Below are 23,800 nucleotides of genomic sequence, written 5' to 3' on the forward strand. Positions count from 1 at the left end.
CGGTCAGCCTGCCTTGAGCCGCGAGCCGCGCAGCAGGCCGCGTTCCTCCAGAACCGGATAGGCCATCGAGGTCAGCAATGAGTTGACCTGCTTCAGGTCGCGGATCGTGTCGAGATGGATCGAACTGGTCTCGATCGATTTCGACGTCCCGTCGCGCAGCCGCAGGAAATGGCTGTGGCTGGCCTCCTTCTCGCGGTCGCGCAGGAGGTCCTTTTCAAGCACGAGTTCGCGGGCGGCGGCCGGGTCGCGTGACACCAGCACGTTGAAGGCAAGCCGCGCATTGGCCAGCACCGAGGCGTGAAAGGCCGACAGGTCGCGCCAGCCTTCCGGCGTGAACTCAAGTCCTTGGTCGAGTTTCTTCTTCACATGCACCAGCATGTTGCGCACGATGATGTCGCCGACCTGTTCCAGCTTGACGCAGGCGCCGATCAGTTCCTGGCAACGCAGCGCCTCGTCCTCGGTCATGACATTGCGCGTGACCTTGGCGAGATAGATCTTGATGGCGGCATGCCGGCGGTCCACCCGGTCGTCGAGGGCGGCGAGCGCCTTGATCTTCTCCGCGTCGGCATCCTCGTAAAGCTCGATGATGCGCTTGAGCATGATCTCGACCGTCTCGCATACGCGCACCACTTCGCGGGTGGCGTTGGCGAGCGCCTGGGCGGGATTGTCGAGCGCTGCCTCGTTGAGTGCCGAAAGTTCGACCGCCTGCAGAGATTCGGCGGGTTCCGGCCTGGTGCCCAGCGCCACGATCTTTTCTGACGCCTTGTAGACGACACCGGCCAGCGGCAGGCCAGCGATCAGGATGATGACATTGAACAGGATATGAGCGTTGACGATCTGGTCCGATGCTGTAGCGCCGAGAAAGCCGATATGCGGCCGGAAGACCATGAACAAGACAAGCATGACGATCGAGCCCATGCCGCGCATCAACAGATTGCCGACCGGCACGACCCGCACCGCCGCATCTGCCCCGCGTGTCAGCATCGGCGCGATGACGGACGAGCCGAGATTGACGCCCAGAACCAGCACCACGCCGAGTTCCGGGGTGATGAGCCCGCGCCCGGCCAGTGTCGCCATCAGCAGGACGGCTGCGATGGATGACTGGAACAGCCAGGTAATCAGCGCCGCGATCAGGAAGGCGGTGATCGGGTCGCCGGAGAAATAATCGATAATGACCGGCATCAACTGGCTGTCGCGCAGCGGCTCGGAAGCTTGGCCGATCATCTCCAGGGAAAGAATCAGCAGGCCGATGCCGACGAGGATGCGGCCGATCTGGCGCCAGTCGCGCCGTTCGGTTGCCATGAACATGATGGTGCCGGCGATCAGGCAGAGCGGCACCAGCAAGGTGAGGTCGAAGGTCAGCAGTTTGGTGACGATGGCCGAGCCGATTTCGGCGCCACGTACGGCCAATTGGCCGGCGGCACCGGAAACGATGCCGGAACCGGCGAAAGAACCGACCAGAAGCGTGACGGCGGTGGAGCTTTGCAGCGCTATCGCCAGACCCGTGCCGGCCAGAACCGCCATGATCGGGTTGCGCATGGTGTCGCGAAGCCGGTGGCGCAACACGTCGCCATAGGCGCGCTCGACCCCGGTCTTGACCATGCGGGTGGCAAACAGCATCAGCGCCACCGCGCCGGCCAGATGCAGGAGAACCACGGACCCGCTCATGTCCGGACCTCGGCAATACCGCGCAGCCACGGCAGACTTGCCATGTCGCATGTAAGCTTTTGACGGTTGACGGGCACGGAATCTCCTTGAATCGCAATCATATTAGCCGGTTAATTTTTCCATGCATGGAAAAATTGCGACTGAGCGGCTGCGGATACGCCTTTTCCACAAACTCTGCAAGTGGGCCTGAAATCGTATAAGTCAAGGTAATGATTGCATAAATTTCAACATTTGAAGGTTCTTCCGGTGGTGTACGCCATGGGCGCAGGCTTTTAGCCGGCGCTACCGTTGGAATTCGAAAATTGCATTGTTTTGTCGCTTCCGGCGGAGCATGGCGGGACAGGCGCGCACAGGCTGCGAACCAGCCTCCAGCCTTACGCGATTGGTGCTGGGGAATGTGGGCAGTCTCTAAAACAATACCGGCAAACATTTGAAACCATTACCAAAACGTAATCTCCCATTCAGTTTCGGTTCATCCGCCCGTCTCTATTCCTTGCGGTCATCGACAACCCAGGAGACTACCCATGAAACGCTTCATTCTTACCGCCCTCGCTTTTTCGATGGCTGCCGCGACTGTGGCCCCCAGCATGGCCGCACCTATGATGAACGGCCCGGCCATCGCCGTGCAGCGCGATGTCGTCCAGGTCGATTGGAAAAAGAACGACCGCCACTATGATCGCCGTCATGACCGCCATGTCGTGAAGAAGAAGATCGTGCGCAAGAAGGTCGTGCGCAAATGGCGGCGCGGCGAACATTACCGCGACTGGCGCAGGCACGCGGCCGTGCGCGACTGGCATCGCCATGGGCTGAAGCGGCCCGGTCGTGGCCAGGAATGGATCCGCGTCGGCAATGATTATCTGCTGGTCGGTATCGCGTCCGGTCTGATCGGTGCGATGATCGCGGCGCGTTAAACCGACAACCGCAAAGAATGAAAAGGCGGCTCGCCAGGGCCGCCTTTTTTATTGGCAGGCTGTGAACAGTGGGCATTGCGCGCTTTAGGAGTCGTACCGGGCCTGCGGCGCGGTTATATGGGATGAAAAGAGTTGCCCATGCGCTTTCCGCCAGCCTTTCTCGACGAGATCCGTGACCGCGTGCCGATTTCCGCGGTGATCGGCACACGTGTGTCATGGGACCGCAAGAAGACCAATGCCAGCCGGGGTGACTATTGGGGCTGCTGCCCTTTCCATGGAGAAAAGACCCCGTCCTTTCATTGCGAGGACCGCAAAGGGCGCTACCATTGTTTCGGCTGCGGCGTTTCGGGCGACCATTTCAAGTTCCTGACCGAGCTTGACGGGCTGAATTTTCCCGAAGCCGTGGAACGCATCGCTGAGTTGGCCGGTGTGCCGCTGCCGGCACGCGACGTGGCCGAGGAGAAGCGCGAGCGCGAGCGCGCCAGCCTGACCGACGTCATGGAAATGGCGACGTGCTTCTTCCAGGAGCGACTGCACAGCGCGGATGGCGCCAAGGCGCGCGCCTATCTGCGTGAGAGGGGGCTTGCGCCGGCCACTCAAGAGGCGTTCCGGCTGGGTTATGCGCCCGACAGCCGCAACGCGCTGAAGGAATTTCTGGCCGCCAAAGGGGTCGAGAAGGCGCAGATCGAAGCCTGTGGGCTGACAGTCTTCGAGGATATTCCTCTCCCCTATGACAGGTTCCGCGACCGTATCATGTTTCCGATCCCGGATTCACGCGGGCGCATCATTGCCTTTGGCGGCCGCGCCATGTCGCCGGACGTGCCGGCGAAATACCTCAATTCGCCGGAGACGGAACTCTTCCACAAGGGCAATGTGCTCTATAATTTCGCCCGCGCCCGCAAGGGCATGGCCCGTGAGGGAACGGTCATTGCCGTGGAAGGCTACATGGACGTGATCGCCCTGGCGCAGGCCGGTTTCGAGAATGTCGTCGCACCGCTCGGCACCGCGCTCACCGAAAACCAGATGGAGCTTTTGTGGCGCATGGCGGGCGAACCGGTGCTGTGTTTCGATGGCGATCCGGCGGGCCTGAAAGCCGCATGGCGGGCGGCGGACCTCATCCTGCCGACGATCCAGCCCGGACGCACGGCGCGCTTTGCGCTTTTGCCGGAGGGCAAGGACCCGGACGATCTGGTCAAGGCAAACGGGCCGGAGGCCTTTCGCGCCGTGCTGTCAGAAGCGCGGCCATTGGCAGACCTTCTGTGGATGCGCGAGACGGCGGGCAAGGCGTTCGATACGCCCGAGCGGCGGGCGGAGCTGGAAAAGACGCTGCGCGAACTGAGCGGCCGAATCCGCGACGAAAGCGTGCGCTATCACTACAATCAGGACATGCGCGAGCGCGTGCAGGGCTTTTTCGGCGCCCAGCGAGGGCGCAGTCCGAGAGGGCGCGGTTCCGGCGGCTATGGGCAGGGCGGCAAGCCATGGAAGCCGGGGGGCGGGTCGGTGCAGGCGCGCAGCGCCATCACCGAAAGCCTCGGCCGTTCGGCTCTGGTCAAGCGGCAGGGCGAGATCATGCCGGTGCGCGAGGCCACCATCATCGTGGCTCTGGTCAACCATCCGGTGCTGATCGACGAGTATTTCGAGCATGTCGAGTTTCTCGACCTGGCCAATGCCGATCTGCGTAAACTGCACGCGGCTGTCCTCGACGCGCTGGCGCATGACATGGCGGACAGTCGCGAGGCGGTGATCGCAGCGATCGGAAAAGCGGGCTGTGCGGATGTGTGGGAACGCGCTGTTGCGCTTGCCAGGCGCATGCGCCAATGGCCGGCACTGGAGAGTGCTGCGCTCGAGGATGCACGCGACGCCTTTGCCCAGGCACTGCACTTGCACCGTAGCGCCCGCATCCTACATAGGGAGCTGAAGCAGGCCGAGGCAGCGCTGGCCACCGATCCCACAGACGAGAATTACCGGCATCTGGTCGAAGTGCAGATGCAGTTCAGGGATGTGCAGGCGACCGAAGCGCTTATCGAGGGGTTCGGTGTTTCGTCGGGCAGGGCAGGGCGAACCTAACACGAACCTGGCTGAAATGGGCTAATTGATTCGCTTTTTTGGAGCGAATCATGCGAGAGGCGCTTGACCTTGCGTTGGAATGACGGAATCAGAACGATTCGAAACGTTAATCCCATCCAGTGCCGAGCGAGTGCGCCTGGAGCGTCGGAACGAACAATGGAATCCGGTTGCGGATGATCCGATGCTCCATAGAAGTGTCAGAGCGTGCTTCGGGCGCTCGATTGAAAGCGCGGCGCTCTAAGTGTGCGACGGTTACTGGACGGACAGGAAAATTGTCCCAGATATCAGGGTTAATCTGGACTTAACGAGATATGCGGCAACAAGAGCGGTGAACGCAGTTTGCAGCGGCGCGCATGGAGCGTACCGCTCATCGGTTTACCCGGTTTGCAGCTAAGGCCGTTGGAGAAGCAAAGAATGGCGACAAAGGAAAAGGAAGAGGTCGAGACCGAACGCGAGGGCACGACCGACGGTCCCTTGCTCGACCTTTCCGATGACGCTGTCAAGAAGATGATCAAGCTCGCGAAAAAGCGCGGCTATGTCACTTTGACCGAACTCAATGCGGTTCTTCCATCCGAGGAAACCGATCCCGATCGCATCGAAGACATCAATGCGATGCTCTCGGATATGGGCATCAACGTTGTCGAGGACGACGAGCAGAACGACGAGGCCGAGACCAGCGAAGGCGATTCCGAGGAAGACGCCAACGAACTGGCCGAGCAGACCGGTACGGCTGTCGCTACCGTTGCCAAGAAGGAGCCGACCGACCGGACCGACGATCCGGTGCGCATGTATCTGCGCGAGATGGGTTCGGTCGAACTTTTGTCGCGCGAGGGCGAAATCGCCATCGCCAAGCGCATCGAGGCCGGGCGCGAGACGATGATCGCCGGGCTTTGCGAATCGCCGCTGACCTTCCAGGCCATCATCTTCTGGCGCGACGATCTCAACGAGGCCAAGATTCTCCTGCGCGAGATCATCGATCTCGAAGCCACCTATGCCGGGCCGGAAGCCAAGCAGGCGCCGGTGGTGGAGCGCGTGGAGGAGGAGGCCAAACCGAAGGCGGATGAAAAGTCGCGCGGCGCTTCGCGTGCGGATGACGACATCACCAATGTCGGTGGCGACACGCGCGGCCTTGAAGACGACGACGACGATGAAGACGAGGCAAGCCTATCGCTCGCCGCGATGGAAGCCGAACTTCGCCCGCAGGTGATGGAGACGCTGGATCTCATTGCCGATACCTACAAGAAATTGCGCAAGCTGCAGGATCAGCAGGTCGAGAACCGTCTGGCCGCCACCGGCACGTTGTCGCCCAGCCAGGACCGTCGCCTCAAGGAACTGAAGGACCAGCTCATCACGGCGGTGAAGTCGCTGTCGCTCAACCAGAACCGCATCGAGGCGCTGGTCGAGCAGCTTTATGACATCAACAAGCGGCTGGTGCAGAATGAAGGCCGGCTTCTGCGGCTCGCCGAAAGCTATGGCGTGCGGCGCGAGGAATTCCTCAAGGAATACCAGGGCTCCGAACTCGATCCCAACTGGACGCGCTCTATCGCCAACCTGACCTCGCGCGGCTGGAAGGAATTCACCAAGAACGAAAAGGACGCCATCCGCGACCTGCGTTCCGAAATCCAGAACCTTGCAACCGAGACGGCGATCTCGATCCTTGAATTCCGCAAGATCGTCAACCAGGTGCAGAAAGGCGAGCGCGAGGCGGCGATCGCCAAGAAGGAGATGGTGGAGGCCAATCTGCGGCTCGTCATTTCCATCGCCAAGAAATACACCAACCGCGGCCTGCAATTCCTTGATCTCATTCAGGAAGGCAATATTGGTTTGATGAAGGCGGTGGACAAGTTCGAATACCGCCGCGGCTACAAGTTCTCGACCTATGCGACATGGTGGATCAGGCAGGCGATCACCCGCTCGATTGCCGACCAGGCGCGCACGATCCGCATCCCCGTGCATATGATCGAGACGATCAACAAGATCGTGCGTACCTCGCGCCAGATGCTGCACGAGATCGGCCGCGAGCCGACGCCGGAGGAATTGGCCGAGAAACTCGCCATGCCGCTGGAAAAGGTGCGCAAGGTGCTGAAGATCGCCAAGGAGCCGATCAGCCTCGAGACGCCGGTGGGCGACGAGGAAGATTCGCATCTCGGCGATTTCATCGAGGACAAGGGCGCCGTGCTGCCGATTGATGCGGCGATCCAGGCGAATTTGCGCGAGACGACGACGCGCGTTCTGGCCTCGCTCACGCCGCGCGAGGAGCGTGTTTTGCGCATGCGCTTCGGCATCGGCATGAACACCGACCATACGCTCGAAGAGGTAGGCCAGCAGTTCTCGGTGACGCGCGAGCGCATCCGCCAGATCGAGGCCAAGGCGCTGCGCAAGCTCAAGCATCCGAGCCGCTCGCGCAAGCTCAGGAGTTTCCTGGATAGCTAAGCGGCTCTTGCAATGATGAATCCGGAAACCCGGCCAAGCGTTTGGCCGGGTTTTCTTTTTTAGGCTGCCTGTCCGCCCTGAAATCTATTTCGCGCTTTGAGGGAAGGCCGGCAGCTTGGAAATGTCGTCGGCATCGTGCTGGACGATCAGCGTGGCGTTGAGCGTTTTTGCCACTTTTTGCAAGCGTGCCATCGAGGCGAGCGACTGGGCGCGGTCGGTATTGAAACCGGGTACGTTGCCGGTTTCGAACTGCTTCTCGAAATGCGCCACGTCGCCGCTCAGAAGCACCGGGCCTTTCTTCGCCAGCTGCACCAGCAGGGCACGGCTGCCGGGCGTGTGGCCCGGCGCGTAGAGCATAGTCACCGAACCGTCGCCGAATATGTCCTTATCGCCCGTGACCGTCTCGACCGTGGCGCCGCCCTTCAGCCATGGTTCAAGCAGGGACGGTTCCGCTCCGAAAGGCGGCGGCGTGGCTTTCAGGGCATCGAAGTCGGCCTTGCCGATCAGCAGCTTGGCCTTGGGGAAGTCGGCTGCCTGTCCGATATGGTCGAAATGATAGTGGCTGATGCCGATAATCGCTATGCGCTGCGGCGCGACACCGATTTGCTTGAGCTGCTCGGGCAAGGTCCGGTCCAGCGTCGGCGCCATCGGTGCAGTGGTGCTCTGCTCGGCATGATGCAGGCTGGCGGGCAGGCCGGTATCCCACAGCATGTAGTCGTCGTCGTGGCGGATCAGATAGCAACTGTCGGTGAGTGTCTTTTTCTGGCCAACATAGGCGAAGGTGTCGGAAAACAAATCGAGGTCGTTGACGGCAATGCGTCCGCAATCGAGCCGCCACAGTTCGAGATCGGCCGCCTTTGCCGCCGAAACCAGCGATAAGGCGGTGATCGCCGCCAACAAGATGTTTCTGGTTCTCATGATCGTGTTTTCCTTCACCATCCAATGGCTCATGGCCATTGCCGGCCGTTTACAGGCTGCGTGCCGGCCGATGCGCCGGAACGGCTCCATTCATGTGCCTGAAACGCTCATTCGTTGCGCGGCTGGCCTATACGGGTTAGGTTCGGCCCATCGTGGGATTTCCCGCCGGGGTTCAGCATCATGGATGCGCTTTCCGTTTCATCATCCGACAATCTGGCCCGGCGTCTTCTTGCAGCTCTCAGGCCGATTGCATCCGCGCCTGAACGTCCCGTAAGGCAGCCGGGTTTTGCGCCGCGCGGGCGTCAGCTTTTCAGCTATTGTTGTTTCTCCACCGAGCGCTTGACCCGGATTGCCAACGCCAAGCCGCTGATCGGCATTGTTTTGAGCGGCAACAAGGAGTTCTGGCTGGGTGGCGCGGGTCAGCGGCTTTCGGCCGGCGATGTCTTCGTGTTTCCTGCGGGACCGAAATTCGACGTGGTCAACATCCCGGCGGCCGATAGCGGGCTTTACGAGACGCTGATCGTTGAGGTGGACCATGTGCCGGAGGCGGTTCAGCGCCTCAAATCACCACCCCGCCAGCAGGAGCCGGGCCTGGACATGCGCGTGCCGCTCAATGCCGAGTTGGTGGAGGCACTGGTGCATGCGGCGGCTTTGCTGGCCGCATCCGATCATGCCAATGCCCTGGCCAAGCACAGGCTGGCCGAGGTGCTGCTTTTGCTGCGCAAGGTGCCGGCCGCTTCCTGTATTTTCGAGACCACGCTGGCTGCGCGTATCGGCTGGCTGGTGCTGGGCGACCCGGCGCGGCGCTGGACGGCGACAAGCATCGGCCGCGCGCTCGGTATGGCCGCTTCGACGTTACGGCGAAAACTGAAGGGCGAGGGCACATCGCTGCGCGTGGTTCTGGCCCAGACGCGCATGCGCCTCGCACATGATATATTGGCGCGCGGCGAAGGCAATGTCACCGATGCGGCGGCAATGGCAGGTTACGCTTCACGCTCGCATTTCGGCCGGCGTTTCCGCAGCCTCTATGGTGCGTCGCCGAGTGCGGTGCGCGCCGGGGCCGGCAACTGACGATGGTAAAAGCGATTCTCGCATGAGGAACCGGAATGTCGATTGAGTTTCTGTTGACCACGCTGATCATCGTCGTGGCTCCCGGAACTGGCGTGGTCTATACGCTGGCGGCAGGGCTTTCGCGCGGCGCACGGGCGAGCATTCTCGCCGCCTTCGCCTGTACGCTCGGCATCGTGCCGCATCTGGTCGCGGCACTTACCGGGGTGGCGGCGCTGCTGCATGCCAGCGCGGTGGCGTTCGAGACGGTGAAATATGCCGGCATCGCCTATCTGCTCTACATGGCATGGGGCATGCTTCGGCAGCGCGGCGCGCTCAGGCTCGAGGCGAGGGCGGATGCACGCAGCACCCGCCAGGTGGTGATCGACGGCATATTGCTCAATCTGCTCAATCCGAAGCTGTCGATCTTCTTCGTTGCCTTCCTGCCGCAGTTCATCGCCCATGACGAACCGCATGTGCTGGTACGCATGCTGGAGCTTTCCGGCGTCTTCATGCTGCTGACGTTCGTCGTCTTCTGCATCTACGGCATATGCGCCGCGGTCATGCGCGAGCGCGTTCTCGGCAGCGAGCGCCTCATGGCGTGGATGCGCCGCGGTTTTGCGGCGGCCTTCGTGGCGTTGGGCGCGCGGCTCGCCTTTACCCAGCAATAGCGAGCGACGCATTGGCCGGAACACAGAAACAACTGACCATCGCGACACGCGGTCAGGGCCTCTATGAATTCACCGTGCAGGCCGGACGCTTCGTACGCGAGGCTGGCATCGAAACCGGCCTCTTGACGGCCTTCGTGCGCCACACATCCTGCTCGCTTCTCATTCAAGAGAACGCCGACCCGGATGTGCGCCGCGATCTCGATGCGTTCTTTCGCCGGCTCGTGCCGTCGGCCGACGATCCGGCCATGGATTATCTCGTTCATCGGCTGGAAGGGCCGGACGACATGCCCGCCCATATCAAGACCGCACTGATGGCGGTTTCGCTTTCAGTGCCGGTGGCCGAAGGGCAACTGGCGCTGGGCACTTGGCAGGGGCTTTTTCTGTTCGAGCATCGCGAGCGACCGTACAATCGCGAGATCATGTTGCATTTGGCCTGAAGGATTCCTGTCGCCGCAGGGCATCATCTTTCGGCACCGTTCGGCAGCGGGCCGGCGTTGGGCTGGCATCAGCCGAAACTGTTTCTCGTCCTATCGTAAGATATATCTTGATATTTGGTCGACGACGACTTAACTGAGATATATCTTACGATAGGACGAAAGGAATCCTTATGCACAGACATCATCATTGCGGAGATCGCGACGAGCGCGCCTTCTTTCATATGGCTGGCCGTTTTGGCGGTCGGCGCGGGGGCTTCGGCCCGTTCGGTTTCGGAGGGCGGCATGGCGGTGGCGGCAGGGGCGGCCCGGGTGACGTATTGCGCGCCGGACGCATGCTGGCCGATGGCGACCTGAAACTGATTACGCTTTCGCTGCTGGCCGACCAGCCACGTCACGGCTACGAGATCATCAAGGCGCTGGAGGAGCGGTCCAGCGGCTTTTACAGCCCCAGCCCGGGCGTGGTCTATCCGACGCTGACGTTCCTGGAGGAGGCCGGCTTTGCCGTCTCGGCGGCACAAGGCAACAAGAAGGTGTTCTCGATTACCGAGGACGGGCAGGGGCATCTTGCCGAGAACCGTGAATTGGTCGAGCGCGTGCTGGAGCAGATCGAGCGCATCGGGCGCAAGATGGCGGCCGCGCGCGAATGGTTCGGTTGGAACGACGACGAGGACGACCGGCGCGGCCGGCACGGACATCGGGGGCGCAATCCCGAATTCCATGCGCTCAGGCGCCGGCTTCGGGCCGCCCTTGCCGATATCGTTGATGCGCCCGCCGAAAAGCAGGCCGAGGCGATGGCGATCCTGACAGGAGCGGCCGAGGCACTGGAAGCGCTTTCCAACGAAGATTGACGTGTTGGCGCACCCTTGCCCGTTCGGGCGCGGGACGCTAGGTAAAAGCCGCTTCGTCCATCGTGGACGGGGCGGGTTTTTTTGCGGAGGCCGGCCCATGTCATTCCTGAAACGTCTTTTCGGCGGTGGCGGCGATGAGCCCGCACAGGCGGCCAGCACCGCGCCGGCAAAGCAGGTGGAACACAAGGGCTTCACCATCAGCGCCACGCCCTACAAGGCCGAAGGCCAGTATCAGACCTGCGGCGTCGTCTCGAAGGAGATCGACGGCGTGGTGAAGGAGCATCGCTTCATTCGCGCCGACCGTTTCGCCGGGCTGGACGATGCGGTGGACATTTCGCTAAAGAAAGGCATCCAACTCGTGGATGAGCAGGGCGAACGCATTTTCGAATAGGTATCAACTGGCGCCTATGGCTGCTGCTTGAACAGCCCGTCGATGAGCATGCCGAGGGTTTTCATGAAATCCTCCCGCGCGGCGCCGGATTCCACCGACAGTGCCGCGCGGTCGAAGGCAGCTGACAGGAGAGCGGTCAGCACATCGAGCGACGCCGGTTTCATCGCGCCTTCCTGCATGGCCATCTCCAGTCCTTCGCGCAGGGTGCGTGCGCCGTGCCTCGCGTCGATCTTGTCCATAGTGGCGCGGCCAAGAACGGCGGGTCCATCGAGAAGCAGGAGTCGGGTGCGGCCCGGCGACGCCATAGCATCAAGGAACGCCCTGCCGCCGTCCAGCAGGGCCTGGCGGGCATCCCGCTCGGTCGGCGTGGCGCGCTCGATCCCGGCCGCCACTTCCGCCGCTTCCTGCTCCACGACAGCCTGGAACAGAGCCTGCTTGTCAGTAAAGTGATGGTAGAGCGCACCGCGCGTGACGCCGGCCGCAGCCACAATCTCCGGCGTTGCTGTTTCAGCATAGGATTTTTCAATGAAAAGTGTCCGCGCTGCCGACAGCAGCGCCGCACGGGTGGCCTCGGTGCGCTGGCGGTTAGTGCGGCGTTCGATTTTTCGTTGCATACATACAGCCTGTATGTTAAATCCCATAAACATGCAGAATGTATGTTAAACGGGGGCGAGAGAAAAGCCATGAAGACGACCAGCTATTATCCGGTCATCATGTCAGCTGACGTTACCGCAACGGCGGCGTTCTATGTTCGCCATCTGCGGTTCAAGCCGCTGTTTTCGAGTGACTGGTATGTTCATCTGCAATCCGAAGAGGACGAAAGCGTCAATCTCGGCATTGTCGATCAGGGGCATGAGACCGTTCCGCAAGTTGCGCGGGGCAGGAGCGCAAAGGGGCTGTTGATCAATTTCGAGGTTGAGGATGTCGATGCCGTTCATGCGCGCATTGTTGCGGCCGGCGTGCCAATGTTGCTCGATTTGCGCGACGAGCCCTTTGGTCAGCGGCACTTTATCTTCGCCGATCCGAACGGGGTGCTGATCGACGTCGTCAAACCTATCGCACCCTCGGCAGAATTTCTGGAGCAATATGAAGAGGGCGTCGCGGCTGGCTGAGGAAAGGTAGCAAGTTGCACTCGCCGTGGGGCCGGGCAAATCTTGAATGCCCGCCCTGAACGGGGCATGAAGGGGCTTGCTTTGGAGGTGGCCTGCCATGTCCCTGAAGGGAAAAACGCTGTTCATCTCGGGCGGTTCGCGCGGCATCGGGCTGGCGATTGCGCTTAGGGCCGCGCGCGATGGCGCCAATGTCGCCATTGCCGCAAAGACCGCCGCCCCGCATCCGAAATTGCCCGGCACGATTTATACGGCTGCGGAGAAAATCGAAAAGGCAGGCGGCAAGGCGCTGCCCATCATCTGCGATATCCGCGACGAGACACAGGTGGAGAAGGCGGTCGCGGCGACAGTGGAGCAGTTCGGCGGCATCGATATCTGCATCAACAATGCCAGCGCCATCCAGCTTACCGGCACGCTGGAAACCGACATGAAGCGCTTCGACCTGATGCATCAGGTCAATATGCGGGGCACTTTCCTGGTGTCGAAAATGTGTATTCCGCACCTGCGCTTGGCCAAAAATCCTCATATTCTGAATCTGGCGCCGCCGCTCGATATGGCGGCGAAATGGTTCAAGGGGCATGTCGCCTACACCATGGCGAAATTCGGCATGTCGATGTGCACGCTCGGCATGAGCGCGGAGTTCGCCGCCGACGGCATTGCCGTCAATTCACTGTGGCCGCTCACCGCAATCGACACAGCTGCGGTGCGCAATCTGCTCGGGGGTGTTTCGGTGGCGCAGCAGTGCCGTTCGCCCGAAATCATGGCGGATGCCGCCTGTGCGATCTTCAATCGGCCCTCCCGTGAGACGACCGGCAATTTCTATATCGACGAGGAGGTGCTGCGCGCCGAGGGCATCACCGACTTTTCCAGATATGCGCCACAGGCGACAGGGCCGCTTGCCGGCGACTTCTTCGTGCCGGATGAGGTTCTGGCACGCACGGACACCAAACTGACGCGGCTGTTATAGGTTGAAAAAATCCCTGCCGGCCCGAAGGCCGACAGGGCATGTCCCGCTGGAGTCGGGACGAGGGCAGGGAACGCCCTTTCCGGAATCTGGGAACCTAGGCCCGGTGTTTCAATGGCGGGCGCCGGTTCGGCGCCCTTCATCAATTCACCGGGCCGCCGTCACTCCGCACTGGCGACAGGCGAAACCAGCGGCGTAATGCGGCGAACCGCGACGCGGCGATTCTCGCGATTTGCCCCGTCCGTGTTCACCTTGAGGTACTCCTCGCCATAGCCCTGCGTGGTCAGATTTTCGGCCGGAATGTCGAAAACCTTGGTGAGCGCTTCGGCGACCGAATCGGCCCGTTCATCCGAAAGAACAAGGTTGGACTCGTCCGAACCGACGGCATCGGTGTGGCCTTCGATCAGGAAGGTTTCCGCCGGGTTCTGCTCGAGGATCTTGTTCATCGCCTCGCCAAGCGCCTCCAGCTTCGAAATCTGGTTTTCGCCGATATCAGCGGAACCGGTGTCGAAGGTGATGGTGTCGAGGTCGACGCGGCGCACCTTGTCGCGGATGCGAGCCGAATGGACCACCTCGTTGACCGAATAGATGCGTTCCACCGGCTCGACCGGGGGGGCGTCGAGATAGGTGTAGTAGTCCTCCGGCCGAGCGCGCTCGGCATCGAGGATGTATTCGTCGGCGGGAATGCTGAGCCGCAGCGGCGGCAAATCCGCGCCGGCATCGATGTAGCCGCGCTGAATCCGGTCGTAGTCATCTTCCGGAACATAATAGAGTACCACCTCGCGATCATCCGGCATGATGCGTGAACGACGTACGATATCGCCGTAGGCATTGCGGATGGTGACGACACGCGCGCCATTGTCCTTGACGATAGTGGTGCGCGTGAAGCCACGCGGCAATTCCTCGACATAGCTGTCGCGGGCATGTCGCTCGAGCCTTTCGTTGGCATCGCGGTTATCGACATAGATGTTGTCGCCGAACTTCACGACAATCCTGTCGCCGAATTCCTTGACCACGTCGATGTTATCGCGCTTGCGTCTCTCCTCGCGGCGCTCGCGACGATCCTTGCGCCATTGCTCGGCATCGATGCGCTTGCCCTGCATGGCTTCCACCGATTCTATCTTGCCGATCCTTTCGATGGCGGATTGAGCGGCGGAATCCGAGCGCGGCGCGGCTTCGGCCTCGCCGGCCGGCTGTTCGGCTGGCTGCTCGGCCGGTTGCCTGACCTGGCGGCCTTCACCTCTGCGGCCAGCCTTCTTGGCGCTGTCGGGCAGGGGGGCGGCATCCTTGGGGAGAGGGCTTGCCTCGGTGTCGCTCTTCGGCATCGCCTGTTCTTCTTGCGTATCGGTCGGCAGTTCGGGCTGCGTGGCGTCGCGTTTGCCGCCCTCCGCTTCGCCGGTGGCCGGCGTCTGCTCGCCAGCCTTCTCCCCGGAAGTCGGTTTCTGTTCTTCCGGCGAAGCCTGCTGCGGCTCTGCCGCTTCCTCGCCACCCTTCTTCTTATTGAGGAACTCCCTCAACTCTTCCTTCTTGGATTTCGGCTGGGTTGCCTGGTCGGCCGGCTTTTCATCGGCAGCAGATCCCTTTTCAGTCTCGGCTGGCGTGGCTTCCCGCTTCGGCGCGGCTTCTTCCGCAGGTTCCCCGGCGGGTTTTGCTTGATCGTCAGATCCGGACTTCCGCGGCTTCGGCTTTTCGGCCTGCTGCGGCTCCGTCGTTTCTCCGCCGTCCTGCTTTTTGTCGAGGAACTCCTTCAGTTCCTTTTTCTTCGATTTCGGCTGAGTTGCCTGTTCGGCCGGCTCCTCGCTTTGCGCGGGCGCCTGTTCGGTCTCGGCCGGTTTGGCCTCCTCAGTGGATCGGCGCTGTTTGCGCTCGGATTGTTTTTCCTGCCGCTTGACGGCGGGCTTGGTTTCGCTTTCCTCACCTGCGGGTGCGGCCTGTTCATTCTGCTGGGCCGGTTCGGCCTGCTGTTGCTTTTGTTTGCGTTTTTCCCGGCGCGGCTTTTCTTCGGGCTTCATGGCCGGCGCCATTTCGCCTCCCGTATCGGCGGGCGCTGATTCTTCGCGTGGCGCGGGTTCGGCCTGCATTTCCTTGCGCTTCTCGCGGCGAGGCTTCTGCTCCGGCTCCGCCTGGGGCGAGGGTTCGTCCTGGGCCGCAGGTGCGGCTCGCTTTTCCTGCTGCTTTTTGCGGTTCGGCTTCTCCCCGCCTTCCGCGCAGGCTTCGGCGGATTCACCTTCGGCGCAATTCGCCTGCGCCAGTATGATACCGGTGTGGAGGATTGGGCTCGTGACGCTGTCTCCATGGAGCGGCGCGGCGCTCAGCGGCGTGGATGCCATCAACAGGCCGAGCGCGGTGCCGGCCAAAATCCGTGGTTGGCATTTCATATTGAAACTCTCCTTGTGACGTCCCGTCCTCGTCGAAACCGGAACGACGCGAAATGGTTCCGGCAAAGGTGACTTAGTGCCGATGCTGGGCGAATGGTCGGCGTTTTGACGGCAAGACGGTGTCAAACCGGTGGCCGAGTCGGGCTGCTGACCGAGTTGAGCCGAGATGAGCTTGACCGGGAGGCAAGGCGGGGCCACATGCAACGGATGGACGCGCCATTCTGGAAAACCAAGACATTGGAGGCGATGAGCCCCGCCGAATGGGAATCGCTCTGCGACGGGTGCGGCAAGTGCTGTCTCTCCAAGCTGGAGGATGCCGACACCGGCGAAATTTACTGGACCAGCGTTGCCTGCCGCCTGTTCGATGCCGGTACATGCCGCTGCTCGGACTATTCCGATCGGCTGGCGCGGGTGCCCGATTGTGTCGGGCTCACGCCTGAAAACGTGCGCACCATCGCCTGGTTGCCTTCGACCTGCGCCTATCGACTCGTCGCCGAGGGGCACGATCTCTACTGGTGGCACAGGCTGGTATCGGGCAGTCCCGAGACAGTGCACGAGGCGGGCATGTCGGTGCGTGGACGTGTGCGCGCCAGCGAGAGCGACCTGGGCGAGCCGGAGGACTACTTCGACTACATGCTCGATAGCGAGCCGTGAGGTGCCGGCCGTTGTAATGATGTGAACCGGCGATGAACGCCAAATTCCTGATGGGTTCAGCGAAGCGGGCGTATCCTGGCCCCATCAATTCCACAGGGCGGCTGCCTGTAACGGCCAAGCCGCTCGACAGGAGATCCGCAATGTTCACCACGATCAGGACTTTGGCGCTTTCGGTAATTGTCGGGATTGGCGCCATGGCGACCGCTCCGGTCGTCGCGCAGGCCGACGGCATCTATCTTAATTTCGGCCACGAGCCGGATGACCGCTTCGGGATCTATACCGGCGACCGAGGCGAGATGCGCGATTGGCATCGCCACCGGCATGAACGCCGAAAATGGCGCCGTTCCTGCACGCCCGAGCGCGCGCTCGACAAGGCCGAGCGCATGGGGCTGCGGCGCGCCCGCATTGTCGATATCGACCGCCGCCGGGTCAAGGTGAAAGGCCGCAAATACAATGAGCGCGTGGTCGTGACCTTCCGCAACAGGCGCGGCTGCCCGATCCTGTATCGGTAGAGTCTTCGACGCCTGGCCGATGGACGAAAAAGCCCCGGAGCGAAGGCTCCGGGGCTTCTCCTTTATGCGGTGGAATCGGGACTACTTGATCTCGAAGGTGATGTTGACCTGGACATGGTAGGAGTTTTCTCCTGGCTGAACGGGGACCGAATCCCGTGCGGCGAAAGCCTTTGCATTCATCGGCATGGGCCTCGGCGCGATGTTCTGGTCGGTGATCTTCAACACCTTGCCGACCGAGACGCCGGCGGCCTCTGCCAGAGTCTTGGCCTTGGCGACTGCATCGGCTACCGCCTTCTTGCGCGCTTCGGTGATGACGGTAGACGGGTCGTCATTGGTGAAGGTGATGCCACCGCCCTGGTTGACGCCAAGCGTCACCGCCTTGTCCAGAATTTCGCCGGTCCTGTCGATGTCGCGCACGCGTACCGACACCGTGTTGGTGACCTGGTAGGCGACCAGTTCGGGTTGCTGGTTGTCATCGTTGTTTTGCGGATAATTGTAGCGCGGCGTGATCTGCATGCCGGTAGTCTGCAAATCGCGATCGGCGATGTCCGAAGCTTTCATGGCCGCAATGACCGCCGCCATGGCGTCATTGTTGGCGTCGAGTGCGGCACGCGCGGATTTGGCCTCGCGCATGACGGAAAGCGACAGGATGGCGATATCCGGCGCGATGGTGGCTTCACCTTCGCCGCTCACCATGATGCGTGGCACCGGCCCGGCATCCTTGGCCATTGCAACTGCCGGCATTGCGAGCGTTGCGGCGAGCGCCAAGGCTAAAAGAGAACTGGTCATCGAAAACTCCATTTCTGCATATCAAGAAGGTTCGGCATTATGCTGCGATTATGAGTGGATTTGGGCGTCGTGCGCCAGATGGTTCGCAAAGTTTCTTAAAGCCTTGTGCGACGCAACGAAAAACACTATCCAGCCCGTGTGGGGCCTGTAGCTCAATGGTTAGAGCCGGCGGCTCATAACCGCTTGGTTGGGGGTTCGAGTCCCTCCGGGCCCACCATATAGATCAATATTGTATAGACACATTATAAGTGGCTCAAAAACACGAAATTGCAGTTCGACGTCCGTCATTAGAGCATAGGTGGACGACTTTTACGCCGTCCGAAGCGGGATTATCGCGCCGCTACCGTGGTCGAATTTTGCACCGCCGCTCTCGGGATGACGGGTTCACCATGAAATCGCCTGCGGGACGGCCGGGAAACGCCAAAGCCTATTTCCATCATGAGTCGGGGCGCTCGGCTTGGTACCGTGCCCATGTGAAAGCCGAACGGGTCTTCGACAAAGCCCGAGCCCGCTAGCCCTGACAGTGTAACGGCGTTCTCGGCACCATAAGCGCCCAGCACTTCGTCGGCAGAATGTCCGACGAGAAGCGTCAGTTGATGCTTGATTTTCCTGTGATTGTGGCTGCCACGCACATAAACATGCGGGCCGCAATCACTGTCGACATCAGACAGGTAGAAGAAAAACTTCAGCATTCGCCAGTCGTCGAGATCGAAGTGGAATTTGTCCAGCGATGCAAGATTCTTCTCGGCATCCGACACGGACTTTGTTGGAAAGCTCCACCAGACGCGTGTCGTGATCAGCTTTGCCTGCGCGCCCAGATAGTGCGCCGCCACGTCGTGCAGAAGCGGGTCTTGCTGCACCGCAAGCGCCGCATCGCATTTCAGTATCCGCTCGAAATAGTGCCCACTGAGCAAGGCACGGCCATAACGACTTTCAGCATCAGGATGCTCTGTCGGAAAGAATTCCAGCCGGCGATCAAAATTGCCGAAACATGGTGTCTTCCTTGCGAAACGGGCAATCTCGTCCTGGATCGAGGAGGGCAGGAGAAGTCCGGAAAAAAGCCCATCGGCGCGCAGCGCTTCGACAATTGTACGCCGGTTCATGCCCTCGAACATCGTTGCCGTGGCATAGTCCGTTGATTTGACCGGTTTCGCGCCACGCCAATGCATCCGCCTGCCGGGCAAGGTCCGCGCAAATACGAACATCGGCAGCCATGCGGGGTTTTCCTGGATGTCGGTCAGATAGGTAGGAATTCGCGCTGCGATCCGGCGGAAAGGGCTAGCATTCCGTGCAATGGCCTCAAGGGATGTGTTATCGGGGCTCGTAGGTTTGGGCATGAAATTTTCCGCAGAATATATACAGCCGCCCGCCCGAGACTCTTACGCTAATCGCGTGACGGTTAGGTTGCAATGCAGCATGAGCAATTTTGCCCCGAAAGCGGCCACAGGTTTCGGGGCAAAGCCGTGCGTAAATCAAGCGTATAGAGTGAACTGAATGCGCTTTCAGGCGCTTATCTGCCCCCATTCGCGGGCAAGGTTTCTAGCTGCCTGATCGAGAGCTTCTTCCGAAAGGATACCCCGGCGACGGGCGAAATGTACCAATGATTCGCGAACGTCTTCAGCCGTTCTCTCGCCGATGAGAGCTTTGCGGCACACCTCGAGCGCGCCATGGTAATCCAGGTCTGAAATGCCTGTCCATTCCAGCAGCAGATCGTAAGCGTCCAGAACGGTCGCCACCTCGCGGGGAAAGCCCAGGCCAACGAAAACTGATACGGGCTGATCGAACTTACTGTTGGTCATGGATCGGCGCTCCTGTTTAACGACACTCTTTTCAGCGCCAGAAATGGGCAGCACCAAGATTCGATCCGTCACAAATGGAGAAAGAGGCAGACGTTTTCGTGAGCGGGCAACAGGCCGCTAAGCCGAGCAGGGCGTATCGGTCGTAGCAGAAGCGGCGACGGACGCGGCAAAGCCGATCAGACGAAAATCACATAAGCTTTCGAGCGATCATTTGCCGCCATTCTCCCGGACCTCAACGAGATCCGGGATCGGCCAGGGTCGGCAGGTCAAAGTTCGGGCATCGGCGGCAGCTTGTCGAGCGGTATGCCGAACCAGCGTTCATTGATCTTGGAGAGTTCGCCGTTCTTCACGATCTCGGCGATGAAGGTGTTGGCATAGTCTCGCAGGGCGGTGTCGGATTTGCGGAACGCCATGCCGTTCGCCTGTGCCTTCAGCTTGATCTTCGGCTCGATCTCCATTTTCGGATAATCCTTGGTGAGCTGGGCGAGAATGGTGTTAGAAGCACCGAGTGCCTGCACCTGCCCCGAAATCAAGGCCTGCAAGGCGGTCGCGTCATCGTCAAAGCGCTTGATTGGCGTTCCTTCAGGTGCAATCTCCGTGATGGCCGTGTCCTGTGTCGAGGCCCGAGCGACACCGATGGTGACGGATTTGAGATCTTCCGGCCCTTTGATGCTCAGGCTTTTCGGAGCAAGTACATAGACTGTCAGGGCCGAATAGGGATCGGAGAAGAGAACCTGCTCGGCTCGTTTCGCGGTGATACCGAAAGTGGCGATCAGAACGTCGATCTTGTTGGTGAGCAGGTAGGGAATGCGGTTCGGGCCGGTAACCGGAACCAGCTCCAGTTTCACGCCGAGCGATTTGGCGAAAAGCTTGGCGACGTCGGCGTCATAACCCGCGGGTTGCTGATTGGAATCGGTACCGCCGAACGGCGGGTAATCCACCAGAACACCGACACGCAGGGTACCGTTTTCCTTGATCTCATCGGGAGTGGCGGCACCAGCCGTAGCGATCCCGAACAATGTTGTAGCAAAGCCGGCGACGGCAAGCGTGGCAAAGCCGCGTCGTGTCAGCGTTTTCATGGTCATGCATAGTCCTCCCTTTGAAACATTCGACGATATCTTGAAATTCAGCGCGCGACGGCCGCGAGTTTGCGTTCCATTCGCCTGCTATAGGCCGACAGGGGCCAGCAAACGATAAAATAGACCAATGCCACAAGTCCAAAAATGGTGAAGGGATGGAACGTTGCGTTGTTGATGACCTGGGCGGCGCGCGTCAGTTCCACGAAACCGATGATCGAAGCCAGCGACGTGCCCTTGATGAGCTGAACCAGGAAGCCAACCGTGGGCGGGATGGCGATCCGCACGGCTTGCGGCACGATGACCAAGGCCATTCTTGGCCAGTAGCGCAGGCCAAGCGCCGTCGCGGCCTCGCTCTGCCCATGTGGCACGACCTCGATGGCGCCTCGCCATATTTCGCCGAGGAAGGCGCTGGCATGCAGCGACAGACCCAATGCCGCCGCCGTCCACGGATCGACGCTGATGCCGAAAATGCCAGGCGCGAAGAAGGCCAGAAAAAGCTGGAGCAGAAGAGGAGTGCCCTGGAAAACCTTGATGTAACCTGCCGCAATCGTGCGCAGCCATTGGAAGCGGCCGGTGCGTGCCAAGGCAATGAGCGTGCCTCCCACGGAGCCGCCGATAAAGGCGATGATCGACAAAAGCAGGGTCCAGCGCAACGCACCAAGAATATAGAAGATGTCGCCGGAGCCGAGTTCGCGCATGGCTCTACCTCTTCACCGGCGTTCGCAGGAATTTCCTGTCGATCGCGCCGAATGCCTGCCAGAATATCAAGGACAGGATGAAATACATGCAGGTGATGGTGAAATAGACCTCGAAGGACCGGAAGGTGCGCGACTGGATATCACCAGCCGCTGCCGTCAGTTCGGTTGCCGCGATGACCGAACAGACGCTGGAGTTCAGCATCAGCAGGATGAACTGGCTGGTGAGCGACGGGTAGATGGCCTGGATCGCGGGCTTCAGGACAATCAGCCGGAAGATCTGAAGCGGCTTGAGGCCGAGTGCGCGGCCGGCTTCGATCTGCCCCTTGTCGATGTTTTCGATGCCGGCACGGATAATCTCTATCGCATAGGCGCTGACATTGACGACCAGGGCGATCAGGGCTGCCGTGTTGGACGAGAGGCGAATGCCGAGCGACGGCAGTCCGAAGAAGATCATGAAGATCTGGATCAGGAAGGGTGTGTTGCGAATCAGTTCGATATACGCGTCGATGGCGATGCGAACCGGTTTCGGGCCGGACGTCTTGCCGAGCGCGCCGGCAATCGCGACAACCATGCCGATCGCCATGGCGAGGCCTGAGAGCACGAGCGTATGGAGTGCGCCCCACGCGAGTTCAGGCCAGGCCGAGAAAACGTCCGTGAAATCGAATTGATAGGTCATCGCACAAACCGGCGTGCATGTCGGCTTCGCTTGACCTCCATAGGTACTCCCCGCTTGATGCCGTTCCTGAATATTGATTCACGCAGCGCGTCTGGGGGACGCTAACACAATGAAGTAGGGTATTCGCAACCGATTATGCAGGTAAAGCGTCCGTCAGCCGGTCTTTTCGCCATATGGCGGCTTTGTCGCATAGTGGAGAAAGTGGCTCCCCGGGCCGGATTCGAACCAGCGACCAACCGGTTAACAGCCGGTTGCTCTACCGCTGAGCTACCGGGGAATAGCGGCTCTTGCGAGAACGGGGTGCCTATAGCAAACCCATTTCCGCTTTGCAAAGCGCCATTTCGGATTTTTCCGGCTTTTTATGCGCTCTTCTGGCAATTGAGTTATCGCCTCATCATATAGGCACCTGCTGCGCGGCGATGCACGGCACTGGCGGAGACGACTGGCACGCATATGACGGCTGAGCATAAGAGCGACACGGCACCGCGGAAGATTTCCATATTTGGCCGGGATTTCCCCATGCCGCGCTCGCGCGCGCTCAGGATCGCCATTGGGATCGTTCTTATCGTCTTCGGACTGTTCGGCTTCCTGCCGATTCTCGGTTTCTGGATGATTCCGGTCGGATTGCTGGTGCTGTCTTACGAATTCGCCTCTGTTCGTCGCTGGCGAAGGCGTGTTGTTGTGTGGTGGGAGCGCAGGCGCCGGAAAGACGGGGGACCGTGAAGGTCCGTGCCGGCTTCCGCAGAGAAAGCGGTCATAAAGCCGCGTGGGCGCTTGACGCAAAATTTCGGGCAACCTATTGGAGTTGCGGTGAACGCCGGGAGCGGCGAGGCCTCGTGGCGGAGTGGTTACGCAGAGGACTGCAAATCCTTGCACCCCGGTTCGATTCCGGGCGAGGCCTCCATTCCCTTAAGATTTCAAGGCGTTCTGTTATGAACCTTGGCGCGCCTCTCGCGTGAAAAACGGGGCAGTTGGATATGAACGCTGGTTTCTCCGAACAGCGCGTAAAGATGGTCGATGGTCAGATACGCACCACTGATGTGACGAGTGCGCCTCTTTTGGCCGCCTTGCTCGACATTCCACGGGAGGCCTTTATTGCGCCAGAGCAGGCTGCCCTGGCATATATCGACGAGGATATCAGGATCGCGGACACCCCTCAGGGGCCGCGCTACCTCATGGAGCCGTCGCCGCTGGCTCGACTGATTCAACTCGCAGATGTCGGAATCGACGACCGCGTGCTCGTGGTTGGTTGCGGCTGCGGGTATGCATCGGCCATTTTTTCGCGGCTGGCCCGTTCGGTCACCGCGCTGGAAAGCGATGCCGCCCTGGCCGAAGGCGCGAGACTGGTGTTGTCCAGGCTTGGCTTCGACAATATCGACATCGTCCAGGGTGCGTTGCAGGAGGGGTATTCCGCCGCGGCGCCCTATGATGTAATCTTTATCGACGGCAGTGTTGAGGAGGTGCCGGAAACGCTTCTGGCACAATTGAGCGAAGGCGGTCGCCTGGTGGCAGTCGAAGGTTATGGTAACGCCGGTGTTGCCCGTCTGTTTTTGAAGACTACTGGTATTGCTACGGGGCGGCGTGCATTTAATGCGGCAATAAAGCCACTCCCCGGATTCGAACGTGCGCATGCTTTCGAGTTTTGAGTGTTTTTTTCTTGCGGCTGGCGTGCAGTCATGTTCGCTTGCATTTTAGACATCGTTACTGAATCGGCTCATTGATCGGCCGGTTGAGTCGGGGGATTCGAAAAT

The 23,800-nt window shown here is 60.6% G+C and carries 25 protein-coding genes and 3 tRNA genes; 16 read left to right on the plus strand and 12 right to left on the minus strand.

Annotation, left to right across the window (positions count from 1 at the left end):
* Nucleotides 1-3: 3 nt before the first annotated feature.
* Entirely contained in the window at nt 4-1,668 is a 1,665-nt protein-coding gene (locus BFN67_RS04165; protein WP_080918346.1) for a Na/Pi cotransporter family protein, read from the minus strand.
* Between the two features lie 97 nt (nt 1,669-1,765).
* Nucleotides 1,766-2,098, minus strand: a complete 333-nt coding sequence (locus tag BFN67_RS23870) for a hypothetical protein (protein WP_139789023.1) — start codon at nt 2,096-2,098, stop codon at nt 1,766-1,768.
* A 94-nt stretch (nt 2,099-2,192) separates the two neighbouring features.
* Here BFN67_RS23870 and BFN67_RS04170 point away from each other — a divergent pair, with 94 nt between their 5' ends.
* From BFN67_RS04170 to rpoD, 3 genes are all read left to right on the plus strand, one after another.
* A complete protein-coding gene (locus BFN67_RS04170; RefSeq protein ID WP_080918347.1) occupies nt 2,193-2,579 on the plus strand; it encodes an RcnB family protein in 387 nt (128 codons plus the stop codon).
* Nucleotides 2,580-2,717: 138 nt separating this feature from the next.
* On the plus strand, nt 2,718-4,646 hold the full coding sequence (gene dnaG / locus BFN67_RS04175) for a DNA primase (protein WP_080918348.1): 1,929 nt from the start codon (nt 2,718-2,720) through the stop codon (nt 4,644-4,646).
* Nucleotides 4,647-5,060: 414 nt separating this feature from the next.
* A complete protein-coding gene (gene rpoD / locus BFN67_RS04180; RefSeq protein WP_080918349.1) occupies nt 5,061-7,079 on the plus strand; it encodes an RNA polymerase sigma factor RpoD in 2,019 nt (672 codons plus the stop codon).
* An 84-nt stretch (nt 7,080-7,163) separates the two neighbouring features.
* On the opposite strand, the gene BFN67_RS04185 is transcribed toward rpoD, so the two are convergent.
* Entirely contained in the window at nt 7,164-7,997 is an 834-nt protein-coding gene (locus tag BFN67_RS04185; RefSeq protein WP_080918405.1) for an N-acyl homoserine lactonase family protein, read from the minus strand.
* A 339-nt stretch (nt 7,998-8,336) separates the two neighbouring features.
* On the opposite strand from BFN67_RS04185, the gene BFN67_RS04190 reads away from it, so the two are divergent.
* From BFN67_RS04190 to BFN67_RS04210, 5 genes are all read left to right on the plus strand, one after another.
* A complete protein-coding gene (locus BFN67_RS04190; RefSeq protein ID WP_158083468.1) occupies nt 8,337-9,068 on the plus strand; it encodes a helix-turn-helix domain-containing protein in 732 nt (243 codons plus the stop codon).
* Between the two features lie 35 nt (nt 9,069-9,103).
* A complete protein-coding gene (locus tag BFN67_RS04195) occupies nt 9,104-9,715 on the plus strand; it encodes a LysE family translocator (RefSeq protein ID WP_080918351.1) in 612 nt (203 codons plus the stop codon).
* A gap of 11 nt (nt 9,716-9,726) precedes the next feature.
* A complete protein-coding gene (locus BFN67_RS04200) occupies nt 9,727-10,152 on the plus strand; it encodes a secondary thiamine-phosphate synthase enzyme YjbQ (protein ID WP_080918352.1) in 426 nt (141 codons plus the stop codon).
* 170 nt (nt 10,153-10,322) lie between these two features.
* The gene (locus tag BFN67_RS04205) at nt 10,323-11,000 is read left to right on the plus strand and encodes a PadR family transcriptional regulator (protein WP_080918353.1); all 678 of its coding nucleotides are present in this window, start codon (nt 10,323-10,325) and stop codon (nt 10,998-11,000) included.
* A gap of 97 nt (nt 11,001-11,097) precedes the next feature.
* Nucleotides 11,098-11,391: an HlyU family transcriptional regulator gene (locus BFN67_RS04210; RefSeq protein WP_080918354.1), complete on the plus strand. Its 294-nt coding sequence runs from the start codon at nt 11,098-11,100 to the stop codon at nt 11,389-11,391.
* Nucleotides 11,392-11,405: 14 nt separating this feature from the next.
* Here BFN67_RS04210 and BFN67_RS04215 read toward each other — a convergent pair whose 3' ends face one another.
* The gene (locus BFN67_RS04215) at nt 11,406-12,005 is read right to left on the minus strand and encodes a TetR/AcrR family transcriptional regulator (protein WP_080918355.1); all 600 of its coding nucleotides are present in this window, start codon (nt 12,003-12,005) and stop codon (nt 11,406-11,408) included.
* Nucleotides 12,006-12,074: 69 nt separating this feature from the next.
* Between BFN67_RS04215 and BFN67_RS04220 the strand changes: the two genes are divergently transcribed.
* A complete protein-coding gene (locus tag BFN67_RS04220) occupies nt 12,075-12,503 on the plus strand; it encodes a VOC family protein (RefSeq protein ID WP_080918357.1) in 429 nt (142 codons plus the stop codon).
* Nucleotides 12,504-12,600: 97 nt separating this feature from the next.
* The gene (locus tag BFN67_RS04225) at nt 12,601-13,467 is read left to right on the plus strand and encodes an SDR family oxidoreductase (protein ID WP_080918358.1); all 867 of its coding nucleotides are present in this window, start codon (nt 12,601-12,603) and stop codon (nt 13,465-13,467) included.
* 158 nt (nt 13,468-13,625) lie between these two features.
* Here BFN67_RS04225 and BFN67_RS04230 read toward each other — a convergent pair whose 3' ends face one another.
* On the minus strand, nt 13,626-15,842 hold the full coding sequence (locus BFN67_RS04230) for an OmpA family protein (RefSeq protein WP_080918359.1): 2,217 nt from the start codon (nt 15,840-15,842) through the stop codon (nt 13,626-13,628).
* A 207-nt stretch (nt 15,843-16,049) separates the two neighbouring features.
* Between BFN67_RS04230 and BFN67_RS04235 the strand changes: the two genes are divergently transcribed.
* Complete coding sequence (locus BFN67_RS04235; protein ID WP_080918360.1) at nt 16,050-16,496, plus strand: YcgN family cysteine cluster protein; 447 nt, start codon at nt 16,050-16,052, stop codon at nt 16,494-16,496.
* 140 nt (nt 16,497-16,636) lie between these two features.
* Complete coding sequence (locus BFN67_RS04240; RefSeq protein ID WP_080918406.1) at nt 16,637-17,008, plus strand: hypothetical protein; 372 nt, start codon at nt 16,637-16,639, stop codon at nt 17,006-17,008.
* Between the two features lie 81 nt (nt 17,009-17,089).
* Here the strand turns inward: BFN67_RS04240 and BFN67_RS04245 are convergent, their stop codons facing one another.
* A complete protein-coding gene (locus tag BFN67_RS04245; RefSeq protein ID WP_080918407.1) occupies nt 17,090-17,797 on the minus strand; it encodes an SIMPL domain-containing protein in 708 nt (235 codons plus the stop codon).
* Nucleotides 17,798-17,938: 141 nt separating this feature from the next.
* Here BFN67_RS04245 and BFN67_RS04250 point away from each other — a divergent pair.
* A tRNA-Ile gene (locus BFN67_RS04250) sits at nt 17,939-18,014 on the plus strand.
* 112 nt (nt 18,015-18,126) lie between these two features.
* Here the strand turns inward: BFN67_RS04250 and BFN67_RS04255 are convergent.
* The 6 genes from BFN67_RS04255 to BFN67_RS04280 all read right to left on the minus strand — a co-directional run bounded on the left by BFN67_RS04255 (nt 18,127) and on the right by BFN67_RS04280 (nt 22,326).
* On the minus strand, nt 18,127-19,134 hold the full coding sequence (locus tag BFN67_RS04255) for a phytanoyl-CoA dioxygenase family protein (RefSeq protein ID WP_080918361.1): 1,008 nt from the start codon (nt 19,132-19,134) through the stop codon (nt 18,127-18,129).
* Between the two features lie 165 nt (nt 19,135-19,299).
* On the minus strand, nt 19,300-19,650 hold the full coding sequence (locus BFN67_RS04260; protein WP_245295153.1) for a DUF982 domain-containing protein: 351 nt from the start codon (nt 19,648-19,650) through the stop codon (nt 19,300-19,302).
* A gap of 212 nt (nt 19,651-19,862) precedes the next feature.
* Nucleotides 19,863-20,681 (minus strand): transporter substrate-binding domain-containing protein, encoded by an 819-nt coding sequence (locus BFN67_RS04265; protein WP_204842120.1) that lies wholly within the window; start codon nt 20,679-20,681, stop codon nt 19,863-19,865.
* Nucleotides 20,682-20,722: 41 nt separating this feature from the next.
* The gene (locus BFN67_RS04270) at nt 20,723-21,373 is read right to left on the minus strand and encodes an amino acid ABC transporter permease (RefSeq protein WP_080918363.1); all 651 of its coding nucleotides are present in this window, start codon (nt 21,371-21,373) and stop codon (nt 20,723-20,725) included.
* A 4-nt stretch (nt 21,374-21,377) separates the two neighbouring features.
* Nucleotides 21,378-22,049: an amino acid ABC transporter permease gene (locus BFN67_RS04275; RefSeq protein ID WP_080918364.1), complete on the minus strand. Its 672-nt coding sequence runs from the start codon at nt 22,047-22,049 to the stop codon at nt 21,378-21,380.
* Between the two features lie 202 nt (nt 22,050-22,251).
* A tRNA-Asn gene (locus BFN67_RS04280) sits at nt 22,252-22,326 on the minus strand.
* A 176-nt stretch (nt 22,327-22,502) separates the two neighbouring features.
* Between BFN67_RS04280 and BFN67_RS04285 the strand changes: the two genes are divergently transcribed.
* The 3 genes from BFN67_RS04285 to BFN67_RS04295 all read left to right on the plus strand — a co-directional run bounded on the left by BFN67_RS04285 (nt 22,503) and on the right by BFN67_RS04295 (nt 23,695).
* A complete protein-coding gene (locus BFN67_RS04285) occupies nt 22,503-22,772 on the plus strand; it encodes a hypothetical protein (protein ID WP_080918365.1) in 270 nt (89 codons plus the stop codon).
* A 107-nt stretch (nt 22,773-22,879) separates the two neighbouring features.
* A tRNA-Cys gene (locus BFN67_RS04290) sits at nt 22,880-22,953 on the plus strand.
* A 73-nt stretch (nt 22,954-23,026) separates the two neighbouring features.
* A complete protein-coding gene (locus tag BFN67_RS04295) occupies nt 23,027-23,695 on the plus strand; it encodes a protein-L-isoaspartate O-methyltransferase family protein (RefSeq protein WP_080918366.1) in 669 nt (222 codons plus the stop codon).
* Nucleotides 23,696-23,800 lie beyond the last annotated feature (105 nt).

Origin of the sequence: Manganibacter manganicus (assembly GCF_002075885.1) — a bacterium.
GTDB classification, from domain to species: Bacteria; Pseudomonadota; Alphaproteobacteria; order Rhizobiales; family Rhizobiaceae; genus Mesorhizobium; species Mesorhizobium manganicum.